The organism is Acidovorax sp. (assembly GCF_046291265.1).
GTDB lineage: Bacteria > Pseudomonadota > Gammaproteobacteria > Burkholderiales > Burkholderiaceae_C > Acidovorax.
Map to the genome: position 1 here is coordinate 19,416 of NZ_JBKBTV010000016.1, position 22,717 is coordinate 42,132.

The 22,717-nt window shown below is 63.9% G+C and carries 19 protein-coding genes; 8 read left to right on the forward strand and 11 right to left on the reverse strand.

Annotated elements, in window-relative coordinates; translation table 11 throughout:
• The first annotated feature begins 76 nt into the window (after positions 1-76).
• A complete protein-coding gene (locus ACK41V_RS08485; RefSeq protein WP_409780577.1) occupies positions 77-742 on the forward strand; it encodes a plastocyanin/azurin family copper-binding protein in 666 nt (221 codons plus the stop codon).
• A 35-nt stretch (positions 743-777) separates the two neighbouring features.
• On the opposite strand, the gene ACK41V_RS08490 is transcribed toward ACK41V_RS08485, so the two are convergent.
• The 4 genes from ACK41V_RS08490 to ACK41V_RS08505 all read right to left on the reverse strand — a co-directional run bounded on the left by ACK41V_RS08490 (position 778) and on the right by ACK41V_RS08505 (position 5,494).
• Positions 778-2,013 carry a M20 family metallopeptidase gene (locus ACK41V_RS08490; protein ID WP_409780580.1) on the reverse strand — a complete coding sequence of 412 codons (1,236 nt, stop codon included), beginning with the start codon at positions 2,011-2,013 and terminating at the stop codon, positions 778-780.
• Positions 2,010-3,791, reverse strand: coding sequence for a 2-oxo-4-hydroxy-4-carboxy-5-ureidoimidazoline decarboxylase (uraD, locus tag ACK41V_RS08495; protein ID WP_409780583.1), 1,782 nt, complete (start codon positions 3,789-3,791; stop codon positions 2,010-2,012). The genes ACK41V_RS08490 and uraD overlap by 4 nt, the downstream gene beginning before the upstream one ends.
• Positions 3,792-3,855: 64 nt before the next feature.
• The gene (gene puuE, locus ACK41V_RS08500) at positions 3,856-4,809 is read right to left on the reverse strand and encodes an allantoinase PuuE (RefSeq protein WP_409780586.1); all 954 of its coding nucleotides are present in this window, start codon (positions 4,807-4,809) and stop codon (positions 3,856-3,858) included.
• A gap of 16 nt (positions 4,810-4,825) precedes the next feature.
• A complete protein-coding gene (locus ACK41V_RS08505) occupies positions 4,826-5,494 on the reverse strand; it encodes a GntR family transcriptional regulator (RefSeq protein ID WP_409780589.1) in 669 nt (222 codons plus the stop codon).
• A 118-nt stretch (positions 5,495-5,612) separates the two neighbouring features.
• Here ACK41V_RS08505 and uraH point away from each other — a divergent pair, with 118 nt between their 5' ends.
• A complete protein-coding gene (uraH, locus tag ACK41V_RS08510; RefSeq protein WP_409780592.1) occupies positions 5,613-5,963 on the forward strand; it encodes a hydroxyisourate hydrolase in 351 nt (116 codons plus the stop codon).
• Positions 5,964-6,065: 102 nt separating this feature from the next.
• Here the strand turns inward: uraH and ACK41V_RS08515 are convergent, their stop codons facing one another.
• Positions 6,066-6,548 (reverse strand): hypothetical protein, encoded by a 483-nt coding sequence (locus ACK41V_RS08515; RefSeq protein ID WP_409780731.1) that lies wholly within the window; start codon positions 6,546-6,548, stop codon positions 6,066-6,068.
• 153 nt (positions 6,549-6,701) lie between these two features.
• Here ACK41V_RS08515 and xdhC point away from each other — a divergent pair, with 153 nt between their 5' ends.
• Both xdhC and ACK41V_RS08525 read left to right on the forward strand, forming a co-directional pair.
• Positions 6,702-7,517: a xanthine dehydrogenase accessory protein XdhC gene (gene xdhC, locus ACK41V_RS08520; protein ID WP_409780734.1), complete on the forward strand. Its 816-nt coding sequence runs from the start codon at positions 6,702-6,704 to the stop codon at positions 7,515-7,517.
• A gap of 202 nt (positions 7,518-7,719) precedes the next feature.
• Positions 7,720-8,961 (forward strand): urate hydroxylase PuuD, encoded by a 1,242-nt coding sequence (locus tag ACK41V_RS08525; RefSeq protein WP_409780595.1) that lies wholly within the window; start codon positions 7,720-7,722, stop codon positions 8,959-8,961.
• A gap of 74 nt (positions 8,962-9,035) precedes the next feature.
• On the opposite strand, the gene ACK41V_RS08530 is transcribed toward ACK41V_RS08525, so the two are convergent.
• The 5 genes from ACK41V_RS08530 to ACK41V_RS08550 all read right to left on the reverse strand — a co-directional run bounded on the left by ACK41V_RS08530 (position 9,036) and on the right by ACK41V_RS08550 (position 13,889).
• Complete coding sequence (locus ACK41V_RS08530; RefSeq protein ID WP_409780598.1) at positions 9,036-9,479, reverse strand: hypothetical protein; 444 nt, start codon at positions 9,477-9,479, stop codon at positions 9,036-9,038.
• An 84-nt stretch (positions 9,480-9,563) separates the two neighbouring features.
• Positions 9,564-9,947, reverse strand: coding sequence for a RidA family protein (locus tag ACK41V_RS08535; protein ID WP_409780601.1), 384 nt, complete (start codon positions 9,945-9,947; stop codon positions 9,564-9,566).
• A gap of 149 nt (positions 9,948-10,096) precedes the next feature.
• Positions 10,097-10,801, reverse strand: a complete 705-nt coding sequence (locus tag ACK41V_RS08540) for a hypothetical protein (RefSeq protein ID WP_409780604.1) — start codon at positions 10,799-10,801, stop codon at positions 10,097-10,099.
• Between the two features lie 71 nt (positions 10,802-10,872).
• A complete protein-coding gene (locus ACK41V_RS08545) occupies positions 10,873-11,607 on the reverse strand; it encodes a hypothetical protein (protein WP_409780607.1) in 735 nt (244 codons plus the stop codon).
• 404 nt (positions 11,608-12,011) lie between these two features.
• Entirely contained in the window at positions 12,012-13,889 is a 1,878-nt protein-coding gene (locus ACK41V_RS08550; protein WP_409780610.1) for an EAL domain-containing protein, read from the reverse strand.
• A gap of 115 nt (positions 13,890-14,004) precedes the next feature.
• On the opposite strand from ACK41V_RS08550, the gene ACK41V_RS08555 reads away from it, so the two are divergent.
• Positions 14,005-15,393, forward strand: a complete 1,389-nt coding sequence (locus ACK41V_RS08555; RefSeq protein ID WP_409780613.1) for a glycerate kinase — start codon at positions 14,005-14,007, stop codon at positions 15,391-15,393.
• Between the two features lie 76 nt (positions 15,394-15,469).
• Here ACK41V_RS08555 and ACK41V_RS08560 read toward each other — a convergent pair whose 3' ends face one another.
• Positions 15,470-16,519 (reverse strand): porin, encoded by a 1,050-nt coding sequence (locus ACK41V_RS08560; protein ID WP_409780616.1) that lies wholly within the window; start codon positions 16,517-16,519, stop codon positions 15,470-15,472.
• 254 nt (positions 16,520-16,773) lie between these two features.
• Here ACK41V_RS08560 and ACK41V_RS08565 point away from each other — a divergent pair, with 254 nt between their 5' ends.
• The 3 genes from ACK41V_RS08565 to ACK41V_RS08575 all read left to right on the forward strand — a co-directional run bounded on the left by ACK41V_RS08565 (position 16,774) and on the right by ACK41V_RS08575 (position 22,652).
• Positions 16,774-17,397 carry a Crp/Fnr family transcriptional regulator gene (locus tag ACK41V_RS08565; RefSeq protein WP_409780619.1) on the forward strand — a complete coding sequence of 208 codons (624 nt, stop codon included), beginning with the start codon at positions 16,774-16,776 and terminating at the stop codon, positions 17,395-17,397.
• A 331-nt stretch (positions 17,398-17,728) separates the two neighbouring features.
• Complete coding sequence (locus tag ACK41V_RS08570) at positions 17,729-19,837, forward strand: diguanylate cyclase domain-containing protein (RefSeq protein WP_409780622.1); 2,109 nt, start codon at positions 17,729-17,731, stop codon at positions 19,835-19,837.
• Between the two features lie 508 nt (positions 19,838-20,345).
• Positions 20,346-22,652 carry an NADP-dependent malic enzyme gene (locus tag ACK41V_RS08575; protein WP_409780625.1) on the forward strand — a complete coding sequence of 769 codons (2,307 nt, stop codon included), beginning with the start codon at positions 20,346-20,348 and terminating at the stop codon, positions 22,650-22,652.
• The last annotated feature ends 65 nt before the right edge of the window (positions 22,653-22,717 follow it).

Genomic DNA, 22,717 nt, shown 5'->3' on the forward strand with positions numbered 1-22,717 from the left:
TATGAAAAATACTATGGTTTTTGTAGCTGCTAGCGCTTTGTGGATAAGCGCTAGCGCCGGAAATGTTCAAATTCAGGTGCTGGACCGCGACGGCAAGCCCGTGCCCGAAGCCGTGGTGGTGGTGTACCCCGGCGGCACGGGCGGCACACCGCCCAGCCTGCTGCAACCCAACCCCACCATCGAGCAGGAAAAGATGCGCTTCGTCCCCGCCGTCACGGTGGTTGCGCCCGGTGCCACCGTGCGTTTTACCAACCAGGACCGCTGGGACCACCACGTGCGCGGTGCTGCTGCGGGCCTGTCATCGGCGGCGGCCACCAACGGCTTTGAGCTGCGGCTGGCAGGCAAGGCCGATGGCAAGCCCGCCAATTCCACCGAGGTCAAGCTGGACTCGGCAGGCGTGGTGCTGTTGTCGTGCCACCTGCACGGCTCCATGCGCGGCCATGTGTTTGTGACGGATTCGGCCTGGACCTTCAAGACCGACGCCGACGGCATTGCGCGGTTTGCGGGGGTGCCCGATGGCGCTGCACAGGTGCGCGTGTGGCATGCCGAGCAACTGGTGGACTTGCCACGCAAAACATTGAACGTAGTGCCGGGGCCGGTGCTGGATACCGTGCAGTTGAGCGTGGTGCCGCGCGTGCGGCGGGCGCCGCCTGCTGCTCCTTCTACGACGCCTGGAGGGCCGATGGGAGGGTATAGCCAGGGGCCTGGGAGGAGCGTGGAGCAGGTGGCGCATCGGCATTGAGAGCCTGGGAGCGCGCGATCCAACCCCACTCAAAATTACTCCGCCAACAAATCACTCAACGCGCGCGCCACCACCTTCGTCGCTCGGCGCAGGTCTTCCAGGTCCAGCCTTTCATCCGCCCGCTTGGCATGCGATTCCAGCACCGTGCGCGGCCCGGCCCCGAAAATGACGCCGGGAATGCCACGCTCTACATACAGCCGCACATCGGTGTACAGCGGCGTGCCCACCGCAGGCACCGGCTCGCCCATCACCGCCAGCGCATGTTTCTGGATGGCGTCGACCAGCGGCTGGTTGCCCGCCAGCGGCGTCATGGCGTTGGCCAGCAGCAGGCGTTTGATGTCCACGCTGATGCCCGCCCGCTCGCCCGCGGCCTGCTCGATCACGCGGCGGATGGTGGCCTCGACTTCCACCGGGTTTTCTTCGGGGATCATGCGGCGGTCCAGCTTGAACATGACCTTGCCGGGCACGACGTTGGTGTTGGTGCCGCCCTCGATGCGGCCCACGTTCAGGTAGGGGTGTTTGATGCCTTCGACCTTGGACGTGACCTTCTTGTATTCATCGTTTTGCGCGTACAGCGCGTTCAGGATGTGCACCGCGCCCTGCAGCGCGTCCACGCCGGTGTGGGGCACGGCGGCGTGGGCCATCTTGCCGTGCACGGTGATTTCCATCTGCAGGCAGCCGTTGTGGGCGGTGACGACCTCGTAGCTGAAGCCCGCGGCAATCAGCAGGTCGGGTTGGGTCAGGCCCTTCGCCAGCAGCCAGCCGGGGCCCAGTTCGCCGCCAAATTCTTCGTCGTAGGTGAAGTGCAGTTCGACCGCGCCCTGGGTGGGCTTGGCCACTGCTTCCAGCGCGCGCACGGCAAAGGTAAAGCTTGCAAAGTCGCCCTTGCTGACGGCGGTGGCGCGGCCGTACATCTTGCCGTCGACGATCTCCGCGCCGTAGGGGTCGTGGGTCCAGCCTTCGCCGGGTGGCACCACGTCGCCATGGGCGTTGAGGGCAATCGTCTTGCCGCCCTGGCCGTACGGGCGGCGCACGATGAGGTTGGTGATGGATTCCATGCCATAGGCCACCACATCGGTGGCGGGCACGGCGTGTTTTTCGGCCTCGTAGCCAAAGTCTCTCAAAAGCTCTGCCGTGCGCTCGGCGTGGGGCGCGTTGTTGCCAGGCGGTGTGTCGGTGGGCACGCGCACCAGGGCCTGCAGAAAGCGCACTTCCTCGTCAAAGTGCTGGTCGATCCAGGCGTCCAGCGTGTCGTAATGGGTGGTCGTCATGCTTGTTGTTCCTCGGCAAGCTGGTGCAGGAGCTGCGTGAATGCGTCTACAGCCAGCTGGATGTCGTTGTTGGTGGTGCTTTCCAGCGGGTTGTGGCTGATGCCGGAGTTCTGGCCGCGCACAAAAAGCATGGCCTGCGGCAAGATTTCATGCAGCTTCATCGCGTCGTGGCCGGCGCCGCTGGGCATGCGGAACACGGGCACGCCCAGCGTGTCTACCGCGCGCTCCCAGTGGTGTTGCCAGGCGGGGGCGCTGGGGGCGGCTGCGGCGCGCATGGATTCTTCCAGCGTGTAGCGCAGGCCGCGCCGCTGGGCGATGCGCGCCAGCTCGTCGAGCACGTCGCTGACCAGTGCATCGCGCTGCGGGTCGGTGGGGGCGCGCAGGTCCAGGCTGAATTGGCAGCGGCCGGGCACCACGTTGATGGAGCCGCCGGGCACGTTCAGCAAGCCGATGGTGCCGACCGAGTCGCCGTCCTTGGCGGCGCGCTGCTCGATGTACAGCGCCAGCTCGGCCACCGCCACGGCCGCGTCGCGGCGGCGGTCCATGGGGGTGGTGCCGGCGTGGCTCGCGGTGCCGATCATTTCGGCAATAAACCGCACGCCGCCGTTGATGGAGGTGACCACGCCCAGCGGCAGGTCCAGTTCGTTGAGCACCGGGCCCTGCTCGATGTGCACCTCGACAAAACCCAGGTACTGCGCGGCGTCGCGCTGCAGCTTGGCAATGTCGTCAATGCACAGCCCTGCATGCTCCATGGCGGCGCGCATGGTGATGCCGTCGGCGTCCTTCTGGTCCAGCCAGGCGGGGTTGAAGTGGCCGATGAGCGCGCCCGAGCCCAGAAAGGTGGCCTTGTAGCGCTGGCCTTCTTCTTCGGCGAAGGCAATGACTTCGATGCCAAACGGCAAGCGCTTGCTGGCGCGGTGCAGTTCGCGCACGCAGGCCATGGGCACAAAGATGCCCAGGCGGCCGTCGTATTTGCCGCCGTTGCGCACGGTGTCGTAGTGCGATCCGGTCATGAGGTAGCGCGCACCGGGCGTTGCCGGGTGGTAGCGGCCCACCACGTTGCCTACAGCGTCAATAGTTACTTCATCAAAACCGCATGAGTTTTTCATCCAGAACTCGATTCGCTCAGCGCAGGCCCGGTGCGCGTCGGTCAGGTAGGTGACGGTGAGCTGGCCTTTTTCGGCAAAACCGGGGTCGCTGTATTTTGCGAGTTCTTCGAGAGCATCCCATGTTAGGTTGCCAAGCTCTGGCACGTAGCCGAACTTGTCGTTCAGCCGGATCTCGGCAATGCGGTGGATGTTGCGCAGCGCCTCGGCCACCTCGAAGTCGGGGTGGTTGTCCAGCCGCCGCGCAAAGGTGTCGATGATTTCCTTTTTGGACAGGCCCGCGCCTCGGGGCCCGCGCACGGCCAGGATGAACGGGAAGCCGAAGCGTTCGTTGTACGCGGTGTTGAACTGCTGAATGCGCTCGAACTCTTGCGGGCTGCACTGCGTGAGGCCCGCCTTGTTCTGCTCGTTGGTCGACTCGGCCGTCAGGTTCTGCGCCACCATGGCCTTGCCTGCCAGCTCGGGGTGGGCGCGGATCAGCGCCAGCTTGGCATCCAGCTCTGCCGTGCGCACCACCTGCGCCAGCGCGTGCTTCAGGTGCGCCAGCGAGCGAAATGGCCGCTGCGCCAGCGCCTGCTCGGCAATCCAGGGGGAGTGTTCGTACAGGCCGTCCAGCAGCTGCAGGGCGTCTGCGGCGCCAGCGGTATTGAGTTGTTCCAGAGTCAATGACATGGTGAATGCTTCAAAAAAGTGAGCTGCTAGCGCTTATGGAATAAGCGCTGGAGGCTGTTTTGGTTCATAAAACCGGCGCCGGGTAGCGTTGCGCCCAGTGGCGCGCGATGTCGATGCGCCGGGCCACCCACACCCGGTCGTGCTGCGCAATGTGGTCCAGAAACCGCTGCAGCGCCGTGATGCGACCGGGGCGGCCCAGCAGGCGGCAGTGCATGCCAATGCTCATCATCTTGGGGGCGTTGTCGCCGTTCGGGTCGCCCTCGGCGTACAGCGCATCGAACGTGTCTTTCAGGTACTGAAAGAACGGGTCGGCGTGCGAGTAGCCCTGGGGCAGCGCAAAGCGCATGTCATTGCAGTCCAATGTGTAGGGCACGATCAGTTGGGGCGCTGCGGTGCCATCAGTTTTTTGCACCTTCATCCAGAACGGCAGGTCGTCGCCGTAGTAGTCGCTGTCGTATTCAAAGCCGCCAAAGTCGGCCACCAGGCGGCGGGTGTTGGGGCTGTCGCGGCCGGTGTACCAGCCCAGGGGCCGCGTGCCCGTCATGCGCTGGAGGATGTCCATCGCCTCCTGCATGTGCGCGCGCTCGACGTCTTCGGGGATGTGCTGGTAGTGAATCCACTTGAGGCCGTGGCAGGCGATTTCGTGGCCCAGCTCGACAAAGGCCGCCGTCAGCTCGGGGTGGCGCTGCAAAGCCGTGGAGACGCCAAAAACGGTGAGTGGCAGCTTGCGCTTTTCAAACTCGCGCAGGATGCGCCACACGCCAGCGCGCGAGCCGTATTCGTAAATACCTTCCATGCTCATGTGCCGCTCGGGGTAGCTGGCGGGGTTGAACATTTCGGACAGAAACTGTTCGCTGCCCGCATCGCCGTGCAGCACAGCGTTCTCGCCGCCTTCTTCGTAGTTCAGCACGAACTGCACCGCAATTCGGGCGCCGCCCGGCCATTGCGCGTGGGGCGGGTTCTTGCCGTAGCCGATGAGGTCGCGGGGGTAGGGGGCGGTGGCGTCGTAGATCGTCATGGTGAAAAGGTGGGGTTCAGGAGGCCAGCGCGGCAGCCAGGTCGCTGGCGGGTCGCTTGCGGTCAAAGGTCAGGCTGGCTTCCACGTGTTCGAGGTGGCTTTGCATCAGCGCCACGGCGCGTTCTTCATCGCGCGCGGCCAGGGCGGTCACGATGTCGGCGTGTTCCTCGTGCGAGTGTTCGGCCGCGCTAGCAGACTGGTACATCAGCGTGATGAGTGCGCAGCGCGAGATCAAGTCGCCCAGCATCTGCGCCAGCACCTCGTTGCCCATCAGCTCTGCCATGCGCACATGGAAGTCGCCCAGCAGCTCGGTGCGGCTGCTGGCGTCGGCGGTGACCATGGCGGCCTTCTCGCTGGCCACATGGGCGCGCAGGGCCTTGATTTTTGCCGCCGTTGCGCTTTGCACAAACGCGCGCGTCATCTCGGTCTCCAGCATGCGGCGCACGGCAAACACCTGGCGGGCTTCTTCAACGGAGGGGGTGGACACAAACGCGCCGCGCGCAGGCTCCAGCGTGACGAGGCGGTTTTGTGCCAGCTGAAACAGCGCCTGGCGCACCAGCGTGCGCGACACGCCAAAGTGGTCGGCCAGTTTCTGCTCGGCCAGCTTGGTGCCGGGTTGCAGGCGGTGCTCTACGATGGCGCGGGTCAGCGCGTCAACAATCGCGCTGGTGGATGAGGATTCCATGGCGGCATGATACGGTGGATGGCGAAAAGTGTATACACTTTTGGTCTACACAGTTCGACCCACGTTCGACCCACGCCGTCGCGTCTGTGGACCGCGTCACCACCTGAGGAGATTCCCCATGGGCCTTAGTACCCACGTTCTGGACACGATGCACGGCTGCCCCGCGGCTGGCATGGAGGTCGCTTTGTATTCCACCCATGGCGACGCCGCCACGCTGCTGCAGCGTCTGGTGCTCAACAGCGATGGCCGCACCGACGCGCCGCTGTTCGACAACGCCAGTCTGCGCACCGGCACCTACCGGCTGCGTTTTGACGTGGCGGGGTACTTCAAGGCCCGGGGCGTGTTGTTGCCCGAACCCAATTTTCTGAACCAGGTGAGCCTGGACTTTGGCATTGCGCATGCCGACCAGCACTACCACGTGCCGTTGCTGGTCAGCCCCTGGAGCTATTCGACGTACCGGGGGTCGTGAGACTGCTCTCAAATAAATAGCTGGTTGCGCTTGTTAAATAAGGAATTCAGATTAAAAACCATCTGAAACCCAATGAAATCAAGCGCTGCCTGCTATCTTTTTCTAAAGCTGGCCTTCGGTGAGGGTATCTAATTGGAAGTGGCCACTCTTGTCCCACAGCCAGGTGTCGGTGTAGGTGACCTTGCCCATGCGCGTGGGCGCCGGGAAGGGGCCTGCGGCGCGCACGGTGCGTTCGATTTCGGCCACCACTTCGGGCGCGTGTTTGGGGGCGCGCATCCAGTTCAGACGGGTGACCTTGCCCGTGCGGTCAATGTCAACCTCCAGCACGCCGATGGCATACAGCAGCGGCGGCAGTTTGCCTTTGAACACGCGGTCCTTGTTCAGGCCGTACAAGTGCGTGGCGGCGTCCTGGCGGTAGGCGCGGGGTGTGCTGGCCGCCGATGTGCGGGCCGAGCCCGCGCTGGCAGGCACGGGGCCTTTGATGCCCGGGGAGGGGTCGGCGCTGGGCGTGCGGCTGTCCTGCACGGGGGGCGGTGGCTCAGGGGCTGCTTTGCAGGCTGCCACCAGTGCCGCCACAGAGGCCATGAGCCCGGCTAGCAGCCAGTGGCGGCTGCGGGTACTGGGGGGGCGCTCGGGGGCTGAAGACGGCATGATGGATTGAAGTGGCTGGTGCATCGCCCTGGATGGCGGGCCTGCGACATGTGTGAAGGAACTGGATTGACTGATTTGCGTTTGCTGATGGACGCCCTGAAGGGCGCTCCGGCTTGTCTCGTGCGGGTGGAGTCTACCGAAGGCTCGGCCCCGCGTGAAGCGGGCGCCTGGATGGCCGTGTTTGCGGAGCACATCGTGGGCACCATCGGTGGGGGGCACCTGGAGCTTCAGGCCATTGCCGAAGCCCGTCGCCGCCTGGGCGGGGCGCCGGGCTCCGCGCAGGCCCATTCACCGATGCGTTTTGCCTTGGGGCCAGCGCTGGGTCAGTGCTGCGGCGGCGTGGTGCACCTGGGTTTTGAACGCCTTACCGCCGCCGATCTGGCGCCCGCCGCCGGGCTGCGCCAGCGCCTGGCGCCGCAGCAATACCCCGTGGCGCTGTTCGGCGGCGGCCACGTGGGCCATGCGCTGGCGCGGGTGCTGGCCCCCTTGCCCTTCGCGCTGACCTGGATCGACAGCCGCGACGGCATCTTCCCCAACCCGGTGCCCGAAGGCGTGGTGTGCGAACACTCTGATCCCGTGCAACAGGCCGTACCGCACCTGGCGCCGGGCAGCCGCGTGCTGATCATGAGCTTCAGCCACGCCGAAGACCTGGACGTAGTGGCCGCCTGCCTGCGCCGCCAGCGCGAGCACGGCGATCTGCCCTTCATCGGCCTGATTGGCAGCAAGACCAAGTGGGCCACCTTCAGCAACCGCCTGCACGGGCGCGGTTTTGCGCAGGAAGAACTGGCACAAGTCACCTGCCCCATCGGCATCCCCAGCATTGAGGGCAAAGAGCCCGACGTGATCGCCGTGGCGGTGGCGGCGCAGTTGTTGCAAACCCTGAAGGAGACAGCCCGAGGGTAATTCCGGCCCTCCATGCCTCGGTTTGGGGCTGGAGTCGGGAACAAATCCTGCATACACTTTTCACTGTTTTTGATGTTCAAGGGTCGCAGCGGTGCCCCGGCAGATTTTTGCCAAGGTGCGCGACCCCCTTCTTCTGCTCAGAGCGCCCGCAGTGGTGAGCAGGTTTGCTGTTGTGGCGCATCTGCGCCACCAAGGTTGAGATATGGAAAGCTACTTTCTCGACTGGGCCAACCTGCTGTTGCGCTGGGTCCACGTCATCACCGCCATCGCCTGGATTGGCTCGTCGTTCTACTTCGTCTTTCTGGACAGCAGCCTTACGCCGCCCGAAGACGAAGACCTCAAAAAACAGGGCGTCAGCGGCGAGCTCTGGGCCGTACACGGCGGCGGTTTCTACCACCCCGTCAAGTTCGCGGTGTCGCCGCCCCAGTTGCCCAAACACCTGCACTGGTTCTTCTGGGAAAGCTACAGCACCTGGATCAGCGGCTTTGCGCTGTTCACCGTGTCGTACCTGTACAGCGCCAGCACCTACCTCATCGACAAGTCGAAGATGGACTGGGCGCCTGCCACCGCCATCGTGGTGGCGCTCGCGTTCTTCGTCGTGTTCTGGCTGCTGTACGACGCCATCTGCCGCATCTTTGGCCAGAAGAAAAACGGCGATGCCATCGTCGGCGCGCTGGTGTTCGTGTTGGTGTGCGTGGCCTCGTGGCTGGCCTGCCACTGGTTTGCGGGCCGCGCGGCGTTCTTGCTGGTGGGCGCCATGATCGCCACGGCCATGAGTGTCAACGTGTTCTTCTGGATCATCCCCGGCCAGCGCACCGTGATCGCGCAGATCAAAGCGGGCGAGCCCGTAGACCCCATCCACGGCAAACGCGGCAAGCAGCGCAGCGTGCACAACACCTACTTCACGCTGCCGGTGCTGTTTGCGATGCTGAGCAACCACTACAGCTTTACCTGGAGCCACCCGCAGAACTGGCTGGTGCTCATCCTGATGATGTTTGCGGGCGCCGCCATTCGCCAGTTCTTCGTCATGCGCCACGGCTACAAGCTGGGCCGCAACGGCAACCCGCTGCCGTATGCGCTGGTGGGTGTGGCCGTCATCGTTGGCGTGATCGTGTGGATGCGCCCAACTCCCATGACCACGGTAGGTGGCGCTCCTGTTTCAGGAGCTACTAGCGCAGGTGGAATAAGCGCTAGCGGCCAAAATGACTATAAATCGGTGCAAGCCGTGCTGGAGCAGCGCTGCTACCTGTGCCACGGCGAGGCGGTGCAGATGAAGAACCTGCGGCTCGATTCGCCCGACAGCGTCAAGCAACACGCCCAGGCCATCTACCAGCAGGTGGTGGTGCAAAAGCTCATGCCCATGAACAACTCCACGCAGATCACCGATGCGGAGCGAGCGCTGATTGGGCGCTGGTTTGAGGCCGGGGCGGCTACGGGGCCTTGAGGGTTGCTGGGGGCGTTGGTGCGCTGGCAGGACTGGGCTGGCAGCAGTCATTGGGGGCTATTGAAAGCTGATGCTCAACGCTTCAGATGCGAGACGTCCGCCTCGATGGGAGGGCTAGATACATGCGCAACTTCCCCCCACTCATAACAAGCGCCCTTTACAAGACCTGAAATCTCAGCAAGTGATCTTGTTGGGTGTTGGACGTGAATCTCGGTAACGAGGCCGGTGGTCCAGCCACGAGAGACGATGTAGTCGAATTGCTTATGGCTAAACACCTTATAGCGAGCTCTAACCCGAAGCTTTGCAATCAGAAGACGGATGTCTTGAATTGCGAACGCGAGGCCTGTTTCATGGCTCACCAGATGTAGCTGCTCCTCCAATGGCAAACGCTCGGGAGCATCAAGTCCAGCGAACTCGCGTTCGAAGGCGTCAGGCCATGCTCTGTCTGCTGAGTTAAGAAGATCAGAAGCATGTGTCAACATGCTGAGCACTTCATCTAGCGATTGCGTCGGATTCATCAATGTTCTCTAACGTTTGAATTCAGCGGCGTGCCGATGGCAAGTCCGTGGAAGTAGGTTTGCGACGCTTAGAGCGTGGGGAGGTTAGGTCTTGATGACCCGTGCATCGATTTCAACGAGTTGACCTTCGTAGCCAAGGCAGGCAACACCCAGCAGGGTCGCTGGCGGGACATCCTCAGAGAACCAGGCCGTGACGGCGGCCCAAGCGCTTTCGAGTTGGGTCCGATCTCCGACGACGTAAACCACGAGTTGCCGGATGTCCGTGATCGAGAAGCTGTGCACCGACAGGAGTAGGTCCAGATTTCGTAGGCACTGTGTCGCTTGCGCACCCGCGTCATCGGGTCCCACCAGTTCTCCGCAAGAGTTCAGAGGCACTTGGCCTGCGACGAAGAGCTGATCGCCTACCTGTTGCGCGTATCGGTACATCGGTGTGCTTGCAAGGCCAGCGGCTACTTCGGCTTCATTCATGGCGTAACGGTGCGAATTTGGATTGGGATGAGCTGCTTGCGTACGCTCGCTGAATGCGTTTGCGACGTCAAGTGTTTGACATGAGGGGCGGCCGAGGGCGAAAGTCCTTGGATGTCCCTCTCGATGGAGGTGTAGGCGTCACTGTCCCTTCAGTAGTAAACGATTGACGACCAAACATGTGTCTTTTTTCTTTCGGCGCACCACTCAGTAAACGTTCCGAGTGGATTTGCTTTGTACTTGAACCAGTCGCCCAAGAGTTCGTGCTGATCAATAAATCGGGTCTGAAGCTCGCGGCGATGTGAGCTATCAGGAAGTTGGGCAATGTGATCTGCTACTTCCTCAAGCTCAAGTGCCGTTTCTGCCTCATCACCCAGAAATTGGCTTTCGACCAAATGATGTGTTGAGAACTCTGCTGAAGCAAGCAGTTTGGTCGCCAGCAGGATGCGGGCGAGCCAATCCTCAGGATCAATCTGCAGTGCGATTCTGAGTGAGTCCCTGCTGCGAAAAACATAGCCATGCCACCTATGTGCTGCTGCGTCACCTGGACAGTTGGCCAGCCACTCTTCCACAGTTGGTTCAATAAGATTTTTTAGAACCGGATGCGGCAGCAGTTGATGAACATGCGGAGAACGAAATTGGGTCTCAAGCAACCACCACGAGATTCGCTTTCGCTCCTCTAGTGAGGCTGATTGTGTTTCCGCCAGAAATCCGCGCAGCGCATCCAATGCTTTCCCTCGTAGGCCAGATGAACGCAGCTTGCAATACAGCGCGAAGCTATGTGGAATTGATGCTGTCACCGCTTCTTCCGAGATGGCATCTAGGCCTTCGAAGTTGTCACGATTCCAGTAGTGCATGAGTTTGTGACGCCTAACGTGAAAGTCAGCAGCCTGCGCGGCCTTTCGTGCAGGTCCGCTCGACTGCAAGGTTATGCAGCGCCGCGGACATTGCGATACCAGCTCAAGGCCGTGACTGCTCGTGAAATGGCTACGCCTCTGATGGTGCCATCCGTTTCGTCACCGTCACTCACAAGGGCGACCACGCGGCGTTCTGTATCCACAATAGGCGCCCCGCTGCACCCTCGAAATGACTTATGCCCTGGATGGTCAACAGGCAATTTGAATACATGAAATAAGCCTTCACTACGAAGGAAACGCAAGTTTGGATATACGTTCATTTCAGTGGCAAATGAATTTGGGCCGTGCATCTCTGGTTTGATCTCGCCTGCAAAGGCATATATTGCAGTCAGACTTGGCTCGACAAAATTTTCGATCCCGAATATGTGCCGAGGACGAACGTCTGATACTGAGTGGGGCGTTCTGTGGGCATACGTCGACTCGAGATCTGCTGCGACCTCTGCGAAGCAAAAGTCGACGTCATCGATGATGCCCGACCCCTTCTTCATTTCCGCCATGTACGAGAAGCTCTTTGGCCAGTACATCTCAGTGCCCTTTTCGCTGTCGTAGCCGAGTTCAATTGCCCAGCCGTTGGATTCAGGCTTTACTGCATGACGGGCTGAGAGTATGAACTTCCGGCCAGCGGAGAGAACCAAACATCCCGAAGCAATTCCTATTGGGTTGCCAACTTCGTCAAGGTGACGCAGCGGAATGCTTGTGACGAGCACCCATTGCAACCAATCTTGGATATGGGCACTAAGCTGCATAACGTGATGTACCCCGAAAACCTTGTGAAATAAGCTGGACTGCGAGGGATATTCTGGACACGGATGCCTCCTGAAATCGGCTTGCAGCCGGTGTGGTGTGAAAGTATGCAGGTATAAAACTCCGCGAAACCCGGCACGCCTCAGCCGCGCAAACTATAGCCTGCGAAGTCGCAAGGCAGGGTTATCGAGGCTCTGATTTGAGCCGTGCAAAAAACCCATGAACGGATGGAGAGCGCCGCTCATAGGCGCGTCTGGGTCCGAAGCGAGCTGGCATGCCTCGTGAATCGTCCAACCGCAATAGCCGACTGAAGCCACGCTGCTGGCACGGGCCTCCGAGCCATGCGTGCTCTCCTTGCTGTGTGGTCGCTCCACAAGCCCATCACCCCCGCTGCACCCTCCGCTCCCTACGCCGCCAGCACATCCTGCAGCGCCCGCGTCGCCGCCAGTGCACCCAGCGCGGATTCGGTAAACCCACCATGCAGCACCACACCGGTGGCGGCCTGCTTGGCTTCGTGTTTGGCCACAGCGGCCAGGTTGGCCACTTCTTCGGCATGCCGAAAACGCCCCGGCGTAATGCGCACGGCGCCGATGGCCAGCGTGGTGCACGGGAAAAACCGCTGGATGCCGTGCCGGTCTTCGGCCTGTATGCCACCGGCCAGCCGCGCGGGCTCGTCAAACAGTGTGACGGCCTCGCGCGCGAACTCGTCCACGATGTTCTTGCAGCGCTGCAGCCAGTTGCTGCTCTGAAAAATCAGCATGAAATCGTCTCCGCCCACATGGCCCACAAAGTCGCGCCGCGCGTCGCAGTGCGTGGTGGCCAGGCGTGCGACGAGGCGAATCATCTGGTCGCCGCGCCAGTAGCCGTAGTGGTCGTTGAAGGGCTTGAAGTTGTTCAGGTCGGCGTAGCAGGCCACAAACTCGGTGCCGCTCTCCAGCAGGCGCTGCATGTGCATGCTGATGGGGATGTTGCCGGGCAAAAACGTCAGCGGGTTGGCGTGGCGCGCGGCCTCGATGCGGGTCTCGGTGACGGCACGCACCAGTTGGTCGCCCGTGCCCAGGCCCAGGTAGCGGCCGTTGTCGGTGACGATGTAGCCGTCATTCAGGTAGCGCTGGTCTTGTGATGTGAGGATGCCCACGAGCTGGTCTACATCACAGTCCAGCTCCACCACGCGCGGCGCGGGGTTGGCAAAGCCCAGGCAGGGTTTGCGGCCATGCACCTCGCGAAAGTACAGCGTGGCGTAGTGGTTCATGAACTGCTGGCGGTTGATGAGCGCCACGGGGCGGGTGCCATCCACCACGGCCATGGCATGCAGATCGGTATGCCGCTGAAACACGGCGGCCACCGCGTCGTTGCAGGTGGCGGGTGCCACGGTGGGCGCCTGCACCACCAGCAGGCTGCGCAAGATGCCCGGGCGCGCTGTTTGCCCCAGGTGCGGCAGCACGGCGACGCGGCGGTCCTGCATCACCTCCAGCGCGGGGGCGTCCACCACATCGCGTGGCGCTTTGGCCGGGCGGCCCAGCAGCCAGCCCTGGCCAAAGGGAATGTCCAGGTCGCGCAGCGCGCGCAGGTCGTCGCGGGTCTCGATGCCCTCGGCAATCAGCGTGGTGCCAAACACATCGGCAATGCCTTTGATGGCCTGCAGCATCTGCAGGTTTTCGGGGTGGTCGCTGATGTCATGGATAAAGTATTTGTCGATCTTCACGAAGTCGGGCTTCACCTCGGACCACAGCCGCAGGCTCGATCGCCCGTCGCCAAAGTCGTCGAGCGCCAGGCGCGCACCGCAGGCATGCACGGCCTTGATGGCTTGGCGCAACTGGGGCATGTCGGTGACACGTTCGTGCTCGGTAATCTCCAGCACCAGCATGCGCGCACTCACCCCAAAGCTGCGCACGGTTTCGCCCAGCGCCTGGGTGCCCAGCAGCGCCACCCCGTGCACCAGGGCATCGGCGCTGATGTTGACGAACAGACGCCCAGGCGCCTCGTGCTGGCCCCATTGCTGCAGGGCGGTGAACACACACAGCAGCTCAAAGTCCTGCAGGATGCGTTCGCGCCGGGCCAAGTCCAACAGCACATCGGGGGTATGAAACGGGGTGTCCTGCGGGCCGCGGATGAGGGCCTCGTGTGCATAGATGCTGCCCTCGCGCAGGTCGGCCAGGGGCTGAAAAACGCAGTACAGCGCGCCCTCGCGCATCAGCCGCGCCAGTGGGCCCGTGCCATGGCGTACTGCGGGCGACAGCAGTGCCAGCATGGCCTCCAGTCGACTGCCTTGGATGTTGTGCATGGCGTTGGTTGGGTCCCTGAGCAAGAGCCTGAAGATACCCAGCGTCTGTGACATGGCGGTTACAACCTGTCACGCATAGCAGGTCAGGCTGCAGGGCCATTGCACAATGTGCGCCATGCACAACCCCCAGCCTGCCCAGGCCGCAGCGTCGGCCGCCCCCCCCCAGTCCACCTCTGCCGCAGCCGCGACGGCCCTGCCGGATTTTCGGTCGGAGCCGCACGCCTTCTTGCGGGCCTTGTTTGAAACCGCCGTGCGCAGCGCCCAGCCCCTGCACGGCATGCGCGAATGGCTGCCCGCGCCACCCAAGGGCCGCACCCTGGTGCTGGGCGCTGGCAAAGCGGGCGGCGCGATGGCGCAGGCGCTGGAGGCGCTGTGGCCGCTGGATGCGCCCTTGTCGGGGTTGGTCGTCACGCGCTATGGGCACGTTCCGCCGCGTCCCGCCCACCTGCCTGAACGCATTGAAGTGGTCGAGGCAGCGCACCCGGTGCCCGATGCGGCGGGCCTGGCCGCGGCCGAGCGCATTCTGGCGCTGACCCAAGGGCTGACCGAAGACGACCTGGTGCTGTGCCTGATCTCCGGCGGAGGCTCGTCCCTGCTCACGCTGCCGTGTGACGGCCTCACGTTGCAAGACAAGCAGCGCATCAACCGCGATTTGCTGGACAGTGGCGCGCACATTGGCGAGATGAACTGCGTGCGCAAGCACCTGTCGCGCATCAAGGGTGGGCGGCTGGCGGCGGCCTGTGCACCCGCGCGGGTGGTGACGCTCACCATCAGCGATGTGCCGGGGGACGACCCTTCGGTGATCGCCAGCGGCCCCACGGTGCCTGACGCGACCACCTGCGCCGACGCGCTGGAGATTCTGGCGCGCTATGGCATTGATGTGCCGCCCGCCATCCGCGCCGCGCTGGAAGCGGGCACGCTGGAAACCCCCAAGCCCGGTGACGCCTGTTTTGAAGGCCACGCCGTGCACCTTATCGCCACACCGTGGCAGGCCCTGCAGGCGGCGGCGGAGGTGGCCCGCGCTGCCGGGCTGGCCGCGCATGTGTTGTCGGATGAGATCGAAGGCGAATCGCGCGAGGTGGGCAAGGTGCACGCGGCACTGGCGCGTGCTGTGGCGCGGCGTGGACAGCCGTTTGTGGCGCCCTGTGTGGTGTTGTCGGGTGGCGAAACCACGGTCACCGTGCGACCCCGTGCGGCGGGTGTGGCGCGGGGGCGTGGGGGCCGGGCCGGAGAGTTTTGCCTGGGGCTGGCCAACGCGCTGCAGGACGAGGCCGCGGTGTGGGCGCTGGCGGCCGACACCGACGGCATTGACGGCAGTGAAGAGAATGCCGGGGCCTTTGTGTGCCCCGACACGCTGGCGCGGGCCGGCGCTGCCGGTCTGCGCATTGACGACCACCTGGCGCGCAACGACGCCTGGGGGTTTTTTGCGGGGCTGGATGACCTGCTCGTCACCGGCCCCACGCACACCAATGTGAATGACTTTCGCGCGCTACTGATTTTGTAGCTGCTAGCGCTTTACCATCAAGCGCTAGAGGCCAATTTCATTCAAATTTTGGTGAAGTGCGCTGCTGTGTGCAGCCTCAGAACCTGTGGCGCACGCCCACGCCAAAGCTGCTGCCCTTGGTCTGGTTGGTGATGCGGTCGGCCATGGCCATCACGTACACGTCGGTGCGCTTGGACAGGAAGTAGTCATACCCCACGGTAAAGGTCTTGCGCGAGATGTCGGTCGCGCTCATCTCGGTATTGGCCCACGACGCCAGCACCTTGCCCGTGGCACCCACCGGCACCGACGCACCCAGCTGCAGCGTCTTGGCCTTGTTGGTGGTGTTGTCGGCCTTGGCCTGGCCGTAGCTGGCAAACGCCTTCACCACGGCAAAGTCGTACGCGCCGCCCAGCATCCAGTCGGTCTTGGTGGTGCCCAGGTAGGTGTTGGGCACGGCGGGGTTGCTGATCTGGTCGCGTTCGTAAAACGCGGTGACGGTGATGGGGCCGTTGAAGTACAGCGCGTTGATGCCGATGTTCTTCTTGCCACTGTCGCCGGCAATCTCGCCAAACTGGTAGTGCAGGTTGGCGGTCAGGCCGCCCATGCTGGGCGTGCTGTACGTGATCTGGTTCGACCAGCCCGTGTCAGACGGCGTGGTGGAACCCCAGCCTGTGCCGTTGAACAGCGGCACGTTCATGTGCAGGATCAGCGGCGCAAAAGTGAACGAATCGCCCATCGGGTTCGACAGAATCGACGGCAGAAAATTGGGCGCCAGGCCACGGCCCAGCGTGACGGTGCCAAAGCCCCCCGACAAGCCCACATTGGCATCGCGCGAGAAGAAGGTGTCGTTGGCAAACCGGCCCTGCACACCGCTGTCTACCTTGATGAACGAGGTGAGCGCGAAGTTGGCCTTGAGCCCGCCGCCCAGGTCTTCGGTGCCCTTGAACCCAAACCACGAGGTGGTCATTCCGCCGCTGTTGACGACCGATGCGCGACCGGCGTCACCGGCATTTTTCATGGACCCGACAAACACATCGGTCAGGCCCATCAGCTGGACCGAGCTTTGGGCGTGGGCACTGGTGGTGCACAGCAGTGCGCCACCGAGGGACAGGGACGAGAGTGACAGGGCAATCAGGTTTTTTTTCATTGGTACTCCTGGGGGTGAAACGCCGGGCGTCCGGCGTGGGCGAGGTGTGGCGCCAGCCAGTGGTGCACCGTGGTGCATGGCGGGGGCTCACGGGGGAACTTTGCAAGTTCCATGCCCCGCTGACACAGTTGCTTACGCAGTGGGGCAATGGGCGCCGGGATGCGGCGCGCGGTGTGTTGTGCGTGGCCCGGGGCGTGCCGCTCGTTTGATCTTGCTCAATGCCCACGGGGCACAGGCACGGCACATTCCATGGCATGCAGCACGCCCCCTTTTTCTCTTTGCCTCCCGACACCGAGGTCATCGCCGCCGGTGAGGTGCTGCGTCGGCGCAACGAGGTGCTGACGTCGGTCTTGCACCTGGACACCGGACGTGTGCTGCGCGGGGTGCTGGACGATGGCGTGATGCGCCATCAACTGGGCGCGGTAGAGGGGCCGTTCTGGCTCGATGCGGCGTCCGCGTTGATGGGCCTGCCGTTCCCGGTGGACATGGTGGCAGACACTCGCCTGCAGGTGCGCCGCGTGCCCATCGCGGCATTCCGCCACAGCCTGGATGCCCTGCCCGCCAGCGCACGGGGCCTGCTCCTGGACATGGCCAAGGGCTATCGCGAGCAGTCTGAACTGGCGGTCAGCCGCCTGGCGCAGGACGCTGAATCGCGCTGCGCACAGTGGTTGCTGAACCACGCCGAGGCGGACCCCAGCGGGGCCATGCAGGTCACGCTGCACCAGCGCAAACGCCTGATTGCGGCGCAACTGGGCATCGCCCCTGAAACCTTCTCGCGGGTGCTGCGCCATTTGCGGGAGCTGGGCCTGATCCATGGCACCGGCAATGTGCTGAACCTGCCCCAACCTCGGGCGTTGCAGTCCATGGCCAGTTGCTAGACAACACCCCCTGAGGCGCTTCGCGCCTTCACCCCTCTCTCGCTGCGCGGGAGGGGGACGCACCCGGTGGCCTGGCAAAGCAAGTTCCACGGGTGCACTCGTCTCGTCCGCGCCGGTTTCAGAAGCGGGCGTGCAGCGCAAGCTAGGTGTTGCGGATTGGTCCTTTGTCCGCGTTCTGGCTCAGGGTTTCTCCTTGGGGTGAAGTGAGGGTTCCACCCAAGCCCTTGACCGTGGGGGCTGCGTATATTTGTTGGGACATGCCCGGTTTGACCTGTCCCATGACCCACGCCCACCCTCTGCGCCCGCACGGCGCCTGCCACCCGGAGTGCCCATGACACCCGCGACCCCCCCCGCGCCGCCACACGACGCGCCGGGCTGGTGGGTGCCCGGGACCCTGGTGCTGCGGCTGATGCTGGTGGCGGTGCTGGCCGTGGCGTTGTCGGGTGCGTTGTCCGCCTGGCTGGTCACCCGCGCATCGGGGCAAGAGGCCGTGCGCCGCGTGGTCGCCCAGCAGACCGACGAGGTCGAGGTGGTGGCCCGCCTGCTGGCCAGCAAGATCGAGCAGAGCCAGAAAGTGCTGCGCACCGTGGCCGCAGGCATCACACCGGCCATGCTCGAATCCCCCTCCACGCTGGAATGGATCCTTCAGCAGGGCCTGCCTGCCGTGCAGTTTTTTGACGCCATGCAGGTGGCCCGCGACAACGGCGAACTGCGCATCAACCTGCGTGCCGGGCGGCTCGAAAAAGCCGCCGACCTCGACCCGGCCGAGCGCGATGCCCTGCGCCGCACCCTGGTAGACGGCAAGCCGCTGGTGTCCGAGCTGATTGCCGCGCGCACCAGCGGGGCGCGTGTGATGTTCACCATGCCGCTGCACCGCGAAGACGGCACGGTGCTGGGCGTGGTGGCCGGCGTATTGCGGCTGCAGTCGCAAGGCCTGCTCCCGCCCTCCATGACCCTGCCTGCGCGCGAGGATTCGCGGCTCATCGTCTTCACGCGGGACGGCACCATCCTGTCCCACTCCGACCCCACCCGCATCCTGGGCCAGGTGCGCGATGAGCCGGGCCTGGCCCCCGTCTATGCCCAGTGGCAAAGCCAGGCGCAGCCCGTGGTGGGCCGGGGCGCCACCCATGTCCAGCCCGACCACATCGTCAGCATGGCCGGCATGCCGCTGCCGCAGTGGATTGTGGCGCGGGTCAGCCATTCGCAAGCGTTGCTGGAGCCCCTGCAGGGCGCGCAGCGCGAGGCCTGGTGGCTGGCTGCGGCCAGCATGCTGCTGTGCATGTTGCTGGTGGCCGCCATCATGGCTTTTATGGCGCAGCCGCTGGCCCAGCTGACCCACAGCGCGCGCCGCATGCTGAGGCCGGACGCGCGCTCTTCAGACCCGCCGCAAGATCTGGTGTGGCCACGCGCAGGCGGCGAGGTCGGCGAACTGGTGCGGGTGTTTGAAGGGCTGGTGCGCCAGGGTCGACAACAGCAGTTGAACCAGTCCACGCTGGGCGGGCAGTTTCAGGCCATTCTGGACAATGCGTCGGTGGGCATCGTCATATCGCGCCACGGCATGCTGGACGTGGTGGGGCGCCAGGCCAGTGTGATGCTGGGCTACGCCGCAGGCGAATTGCAAGGCCGCCCCGCGAGCACCCTGCACGCCACCGAAGCCGACTACGCCCGCCTGGGGGAACGTGTACAGGCCGAGTTTTCTGCGCACGGCACCTTCGACGGCGATGTATGTTTTATACGCAAGGACGGCACTCCCGTGTGGGCCCGCGTGCAAGGCCGCGGCGTGCGGCCCGGCGAGATGGACGGCGGCACGGTCTGGATATTGGAAGACATCACCGCTGCGCGCGAAGCGCAGGTGCAATTGGCGTGGGAGCAAACCCACGACGCGCTCACCCAGCTGTACAACCGCGCCGCGTTTGATGAACGCCTGGGCCTGTTGCTGGCCGAACGCTCAGCCCGCCCGCGCGTGCTGGACGCCCAGGGGCAAGAGTTGCACGGCCATGGCGTGGTGTTGTTCATGGACCTCGACCACTTCACGGTGGTCAACGACATCGCTGGCCACGACGCGGGCGACGACGTGCTGCGCCACGTGGCCCGTTTGCTCGAATCGCAGGTGCGCCAGATCGGCTGGGCCGCGCGTTTGGGGGGCGATGAGTTTGCGGTGGTGTTGCCAGGCTGCGCACTGGCGCGTGGCCAGGCGGTGGCCGAACAGCTGCGCGCATCGGTGCAGGCGTGGGAGCCGTCGTATCAGGGGCGCAGTTTTACGCTGGGGGTGAGTATTGGGCTGGTGGTGCTGGATGCGAGCTTGCAGGATGTGCCTTCGGTGCTGTACGCGGCCGACATGGCGTGTTACGACGCCAAGCGGGCAGGGCGCAATCGGGTGGAGACGCGGCATGCGAACCAGGCGACTGCGTCGGGGCGGATGGCGTTGGGGCCTGTGTGAGGAAAATTTTTGGTGTTTTTGGGCTCTAGCGCTTATTTGATAAGCATTTGTAGCTATATTTTTGATAGTCGTGGATATCTCCACAACCGTTCAAGCAGAGCGTGTCGAAGCTAGGGCGCCTCCACCCGGTCGAGGTGAGCGTGCAGAAGCTGGTGGGGAGGCAGCCCCAAGCCGTTCGGGGCTAGCGTCCAAACTTAGCCACGCTCAGCCCGAAGCAGAACAAATCCAGTATCCTTGCGCCCCTCGACAGATCCCCGAGGCCCAGAACGTTTTCTTCCATGGCGCCAGCCGCGACACCTCCGCCGCTGTCCCGCCGCACGCCAGCCTGCCGCCCACCAGCGTCCCGCCTGCCCGCTGCCAGAAAACCCGCACGATCCCCCTCTTGGGCAGCTTCTGCTCCCGAGGGGTTTTAGCTCCATGCCGCATACGCATAAACGTGCATGCCAGCCACCCACGCCATCGGGTACCCTTGTTTTTGCATTCCGCCGACGACCTCCAGGATTTCCGTATGACCCAGACCCTTTCCGCCGCCGAACAGGCCCTGCGCGAAGCTGCGCGCGAGTACCACCGCAACCCCAGCCGGGGCAAGATTTCGGTGATGCCCACCAAACCCTTGTCCAACCAGCGCGACCTGTCGCTCGCGTATTCGCCCGGCGTGGCGTATCCTTGCCTGGACATCGAGGCCGACCCGTCCAAGGCGTTTGACTACACCTCGCGCGGCAACCTGGTGGGCGTCATCACCAACGGCACGGCCGTTCTGGGCCTGGGCGACATCGGCCCGCTGGCCGCCAAGCCGGTGATGGAAGGCAAGGGCTGCCTGTTCAAGAAGTTTGCGGGCGTCGATGTGTTCGACATCGAACTGGCCGAGCGCGACCCCGACAAGCTCATCGAGATCATTGCGGCGATGGAGCCCACGCTGGGCGGCGTCAACCTTGAAGACATCAAAGCGCCCGAGTGTTTTTACATCGAGCAGCAACTCAGCGCGCGCATGAACATTCCGGTGTTCCATGACGACCAGCACGGCACGGCCATCATCTCCAGCGCGGCGCTGCTCAACGGCCTGGAGCTGGTGGGCAAGGACATTGGCGCAGTCAAGCTGGCGGTATCGGGCGCGGGTGCTGCTGCCATCGCCTGTCTGGACGTGATGGTGGGCCTCGGCGTGAAGCGCGAGAACATCTACGTCGTCGACTCCAAGGGCGTCATCTACGAAGGCCGTGCAGGCACCCTGGATGTATCCAAACAACGCTACGTGCAAAAGACCGACGCGCGCACGCTGGCCGATGTGGTCAATGGCGCGGACGTGTTTTTGGGCTGCTCGGCACCCGGTGTGCTGACGGCCGAAATGGTAAAGACCATGGGCCCCAAGCCCATCATCCTGGCGCTGGCCAACCCCGAGCCTGAGATCCGCCCCGAGCTGGCCAAGGCCATCCGGCCCGATTGCATCATTGCCACGGGCCGCTCGGACTACCCCAACCAGGTCAACAACGTCCTGTGTTTCCCGTACATCTTCCGCGGCGCGCTGGACTGCGGCGCCACCAAGATCACCGAGGCGATGAAGCTGGCCTGCGTGCGCCAGATTGCCGACCTGGCCAAGGCCGACATCAGCGAAGAAGTGGCCAACGCCTACGCGGGCAAAGAGCTGACCTTTGGCCCCGACTACCTCATCCCCACACCGTTTGACTCGCGCCTGATCCTCAAGATTGCGCCCGCCGTGGCCAAGGCCGCGGCCGAGTCGGGTGTGGCCACACGCCCCATCGAAGACATGGAGGCGTACAAAGAGACGCTGTCGCGTTTTGTCTACCAGACCGGCATGCTGATGCGCCCCGTGATCATGGCGGCCAAGGCGCTGCCAGAGTCGCAAAAGCGCGTGGCCTATGCCGACGGCGAAGACGAACGCGCGCTGCGGGCCGCGCAGATGGCGATTGACGACAAGATCGCCGTGCCCATCCTCATCGGCCGCCCCGCCGTGATTGCTGCCCGCATCGAAAAAGCGGGCCTGCGCATGCAGCTGGGCAAGGACGTGGAGGTGTGCAACCCCGAGGACGACCCCCGCTTTCGCCAGTATTGGGAGCACTACCACCAGCTCACCAAGCGCAATGGTGGGTCGATTGAAGTGGCCAAAGCCGCTGTACGCCGGTCCAACACCATCATCGCCTCGCTGATGGTGACGCTGGGCGACGCCGACGCCATGATCTGCGGCCTGGTGGGCACGTATGAAACCCACCTCGAACGCATCCACAGCATTCTGGGCCGCCAGGCGGGCGTGAACGACTACGCCGCGCTGAACGCGCTGATGACCAGCCGCGGCACGCTGTTCATCGCCGACACCTATGTGAACGAAGACCCCACCGCGCAGCAACTGGCGGACATTGCCTGGATGTCGGTGCAAGAAGTGCAGCGCTTTGGCATTCCCCCGAAGGTGGCGTTCCTGTCGCATTCGAGCTACGGCTCGTCCAAGCGCGCATCGGCCAAGAAGATGCGCCTGGCGCGCGACCTGTTTGTGGCCGCCCACCCGGACATCGAGTGCGACGGCGAACTGCACGGTGACGCGGCGCTGGAGCCCCACATCCGCAACGCCTACATGGCGGATTCGACGCTGACCGACTCGGCCAACCTGCTGATCTGCCCGAACCTGGACGCGGCGAACATCCTCTACAACGTGCTCAAGACCACCACCAGCGGCGGCGTCACCGTGGGCCCCATCCTGATGGGTGTGGCGGCCACGGCGTACATCCTGACGCCCGCGGCCACCGTGCGCCGCGTGCTGAACATGACGGCGCTGGCCGTTGCCAGCGCTGCAGCGCGGCACAGCTGAACGGCACAGCCCACAGCACAAAAAACGGGGCCTTTTGAGGCCCCGTTTTTGTTGCAAAGCAAACG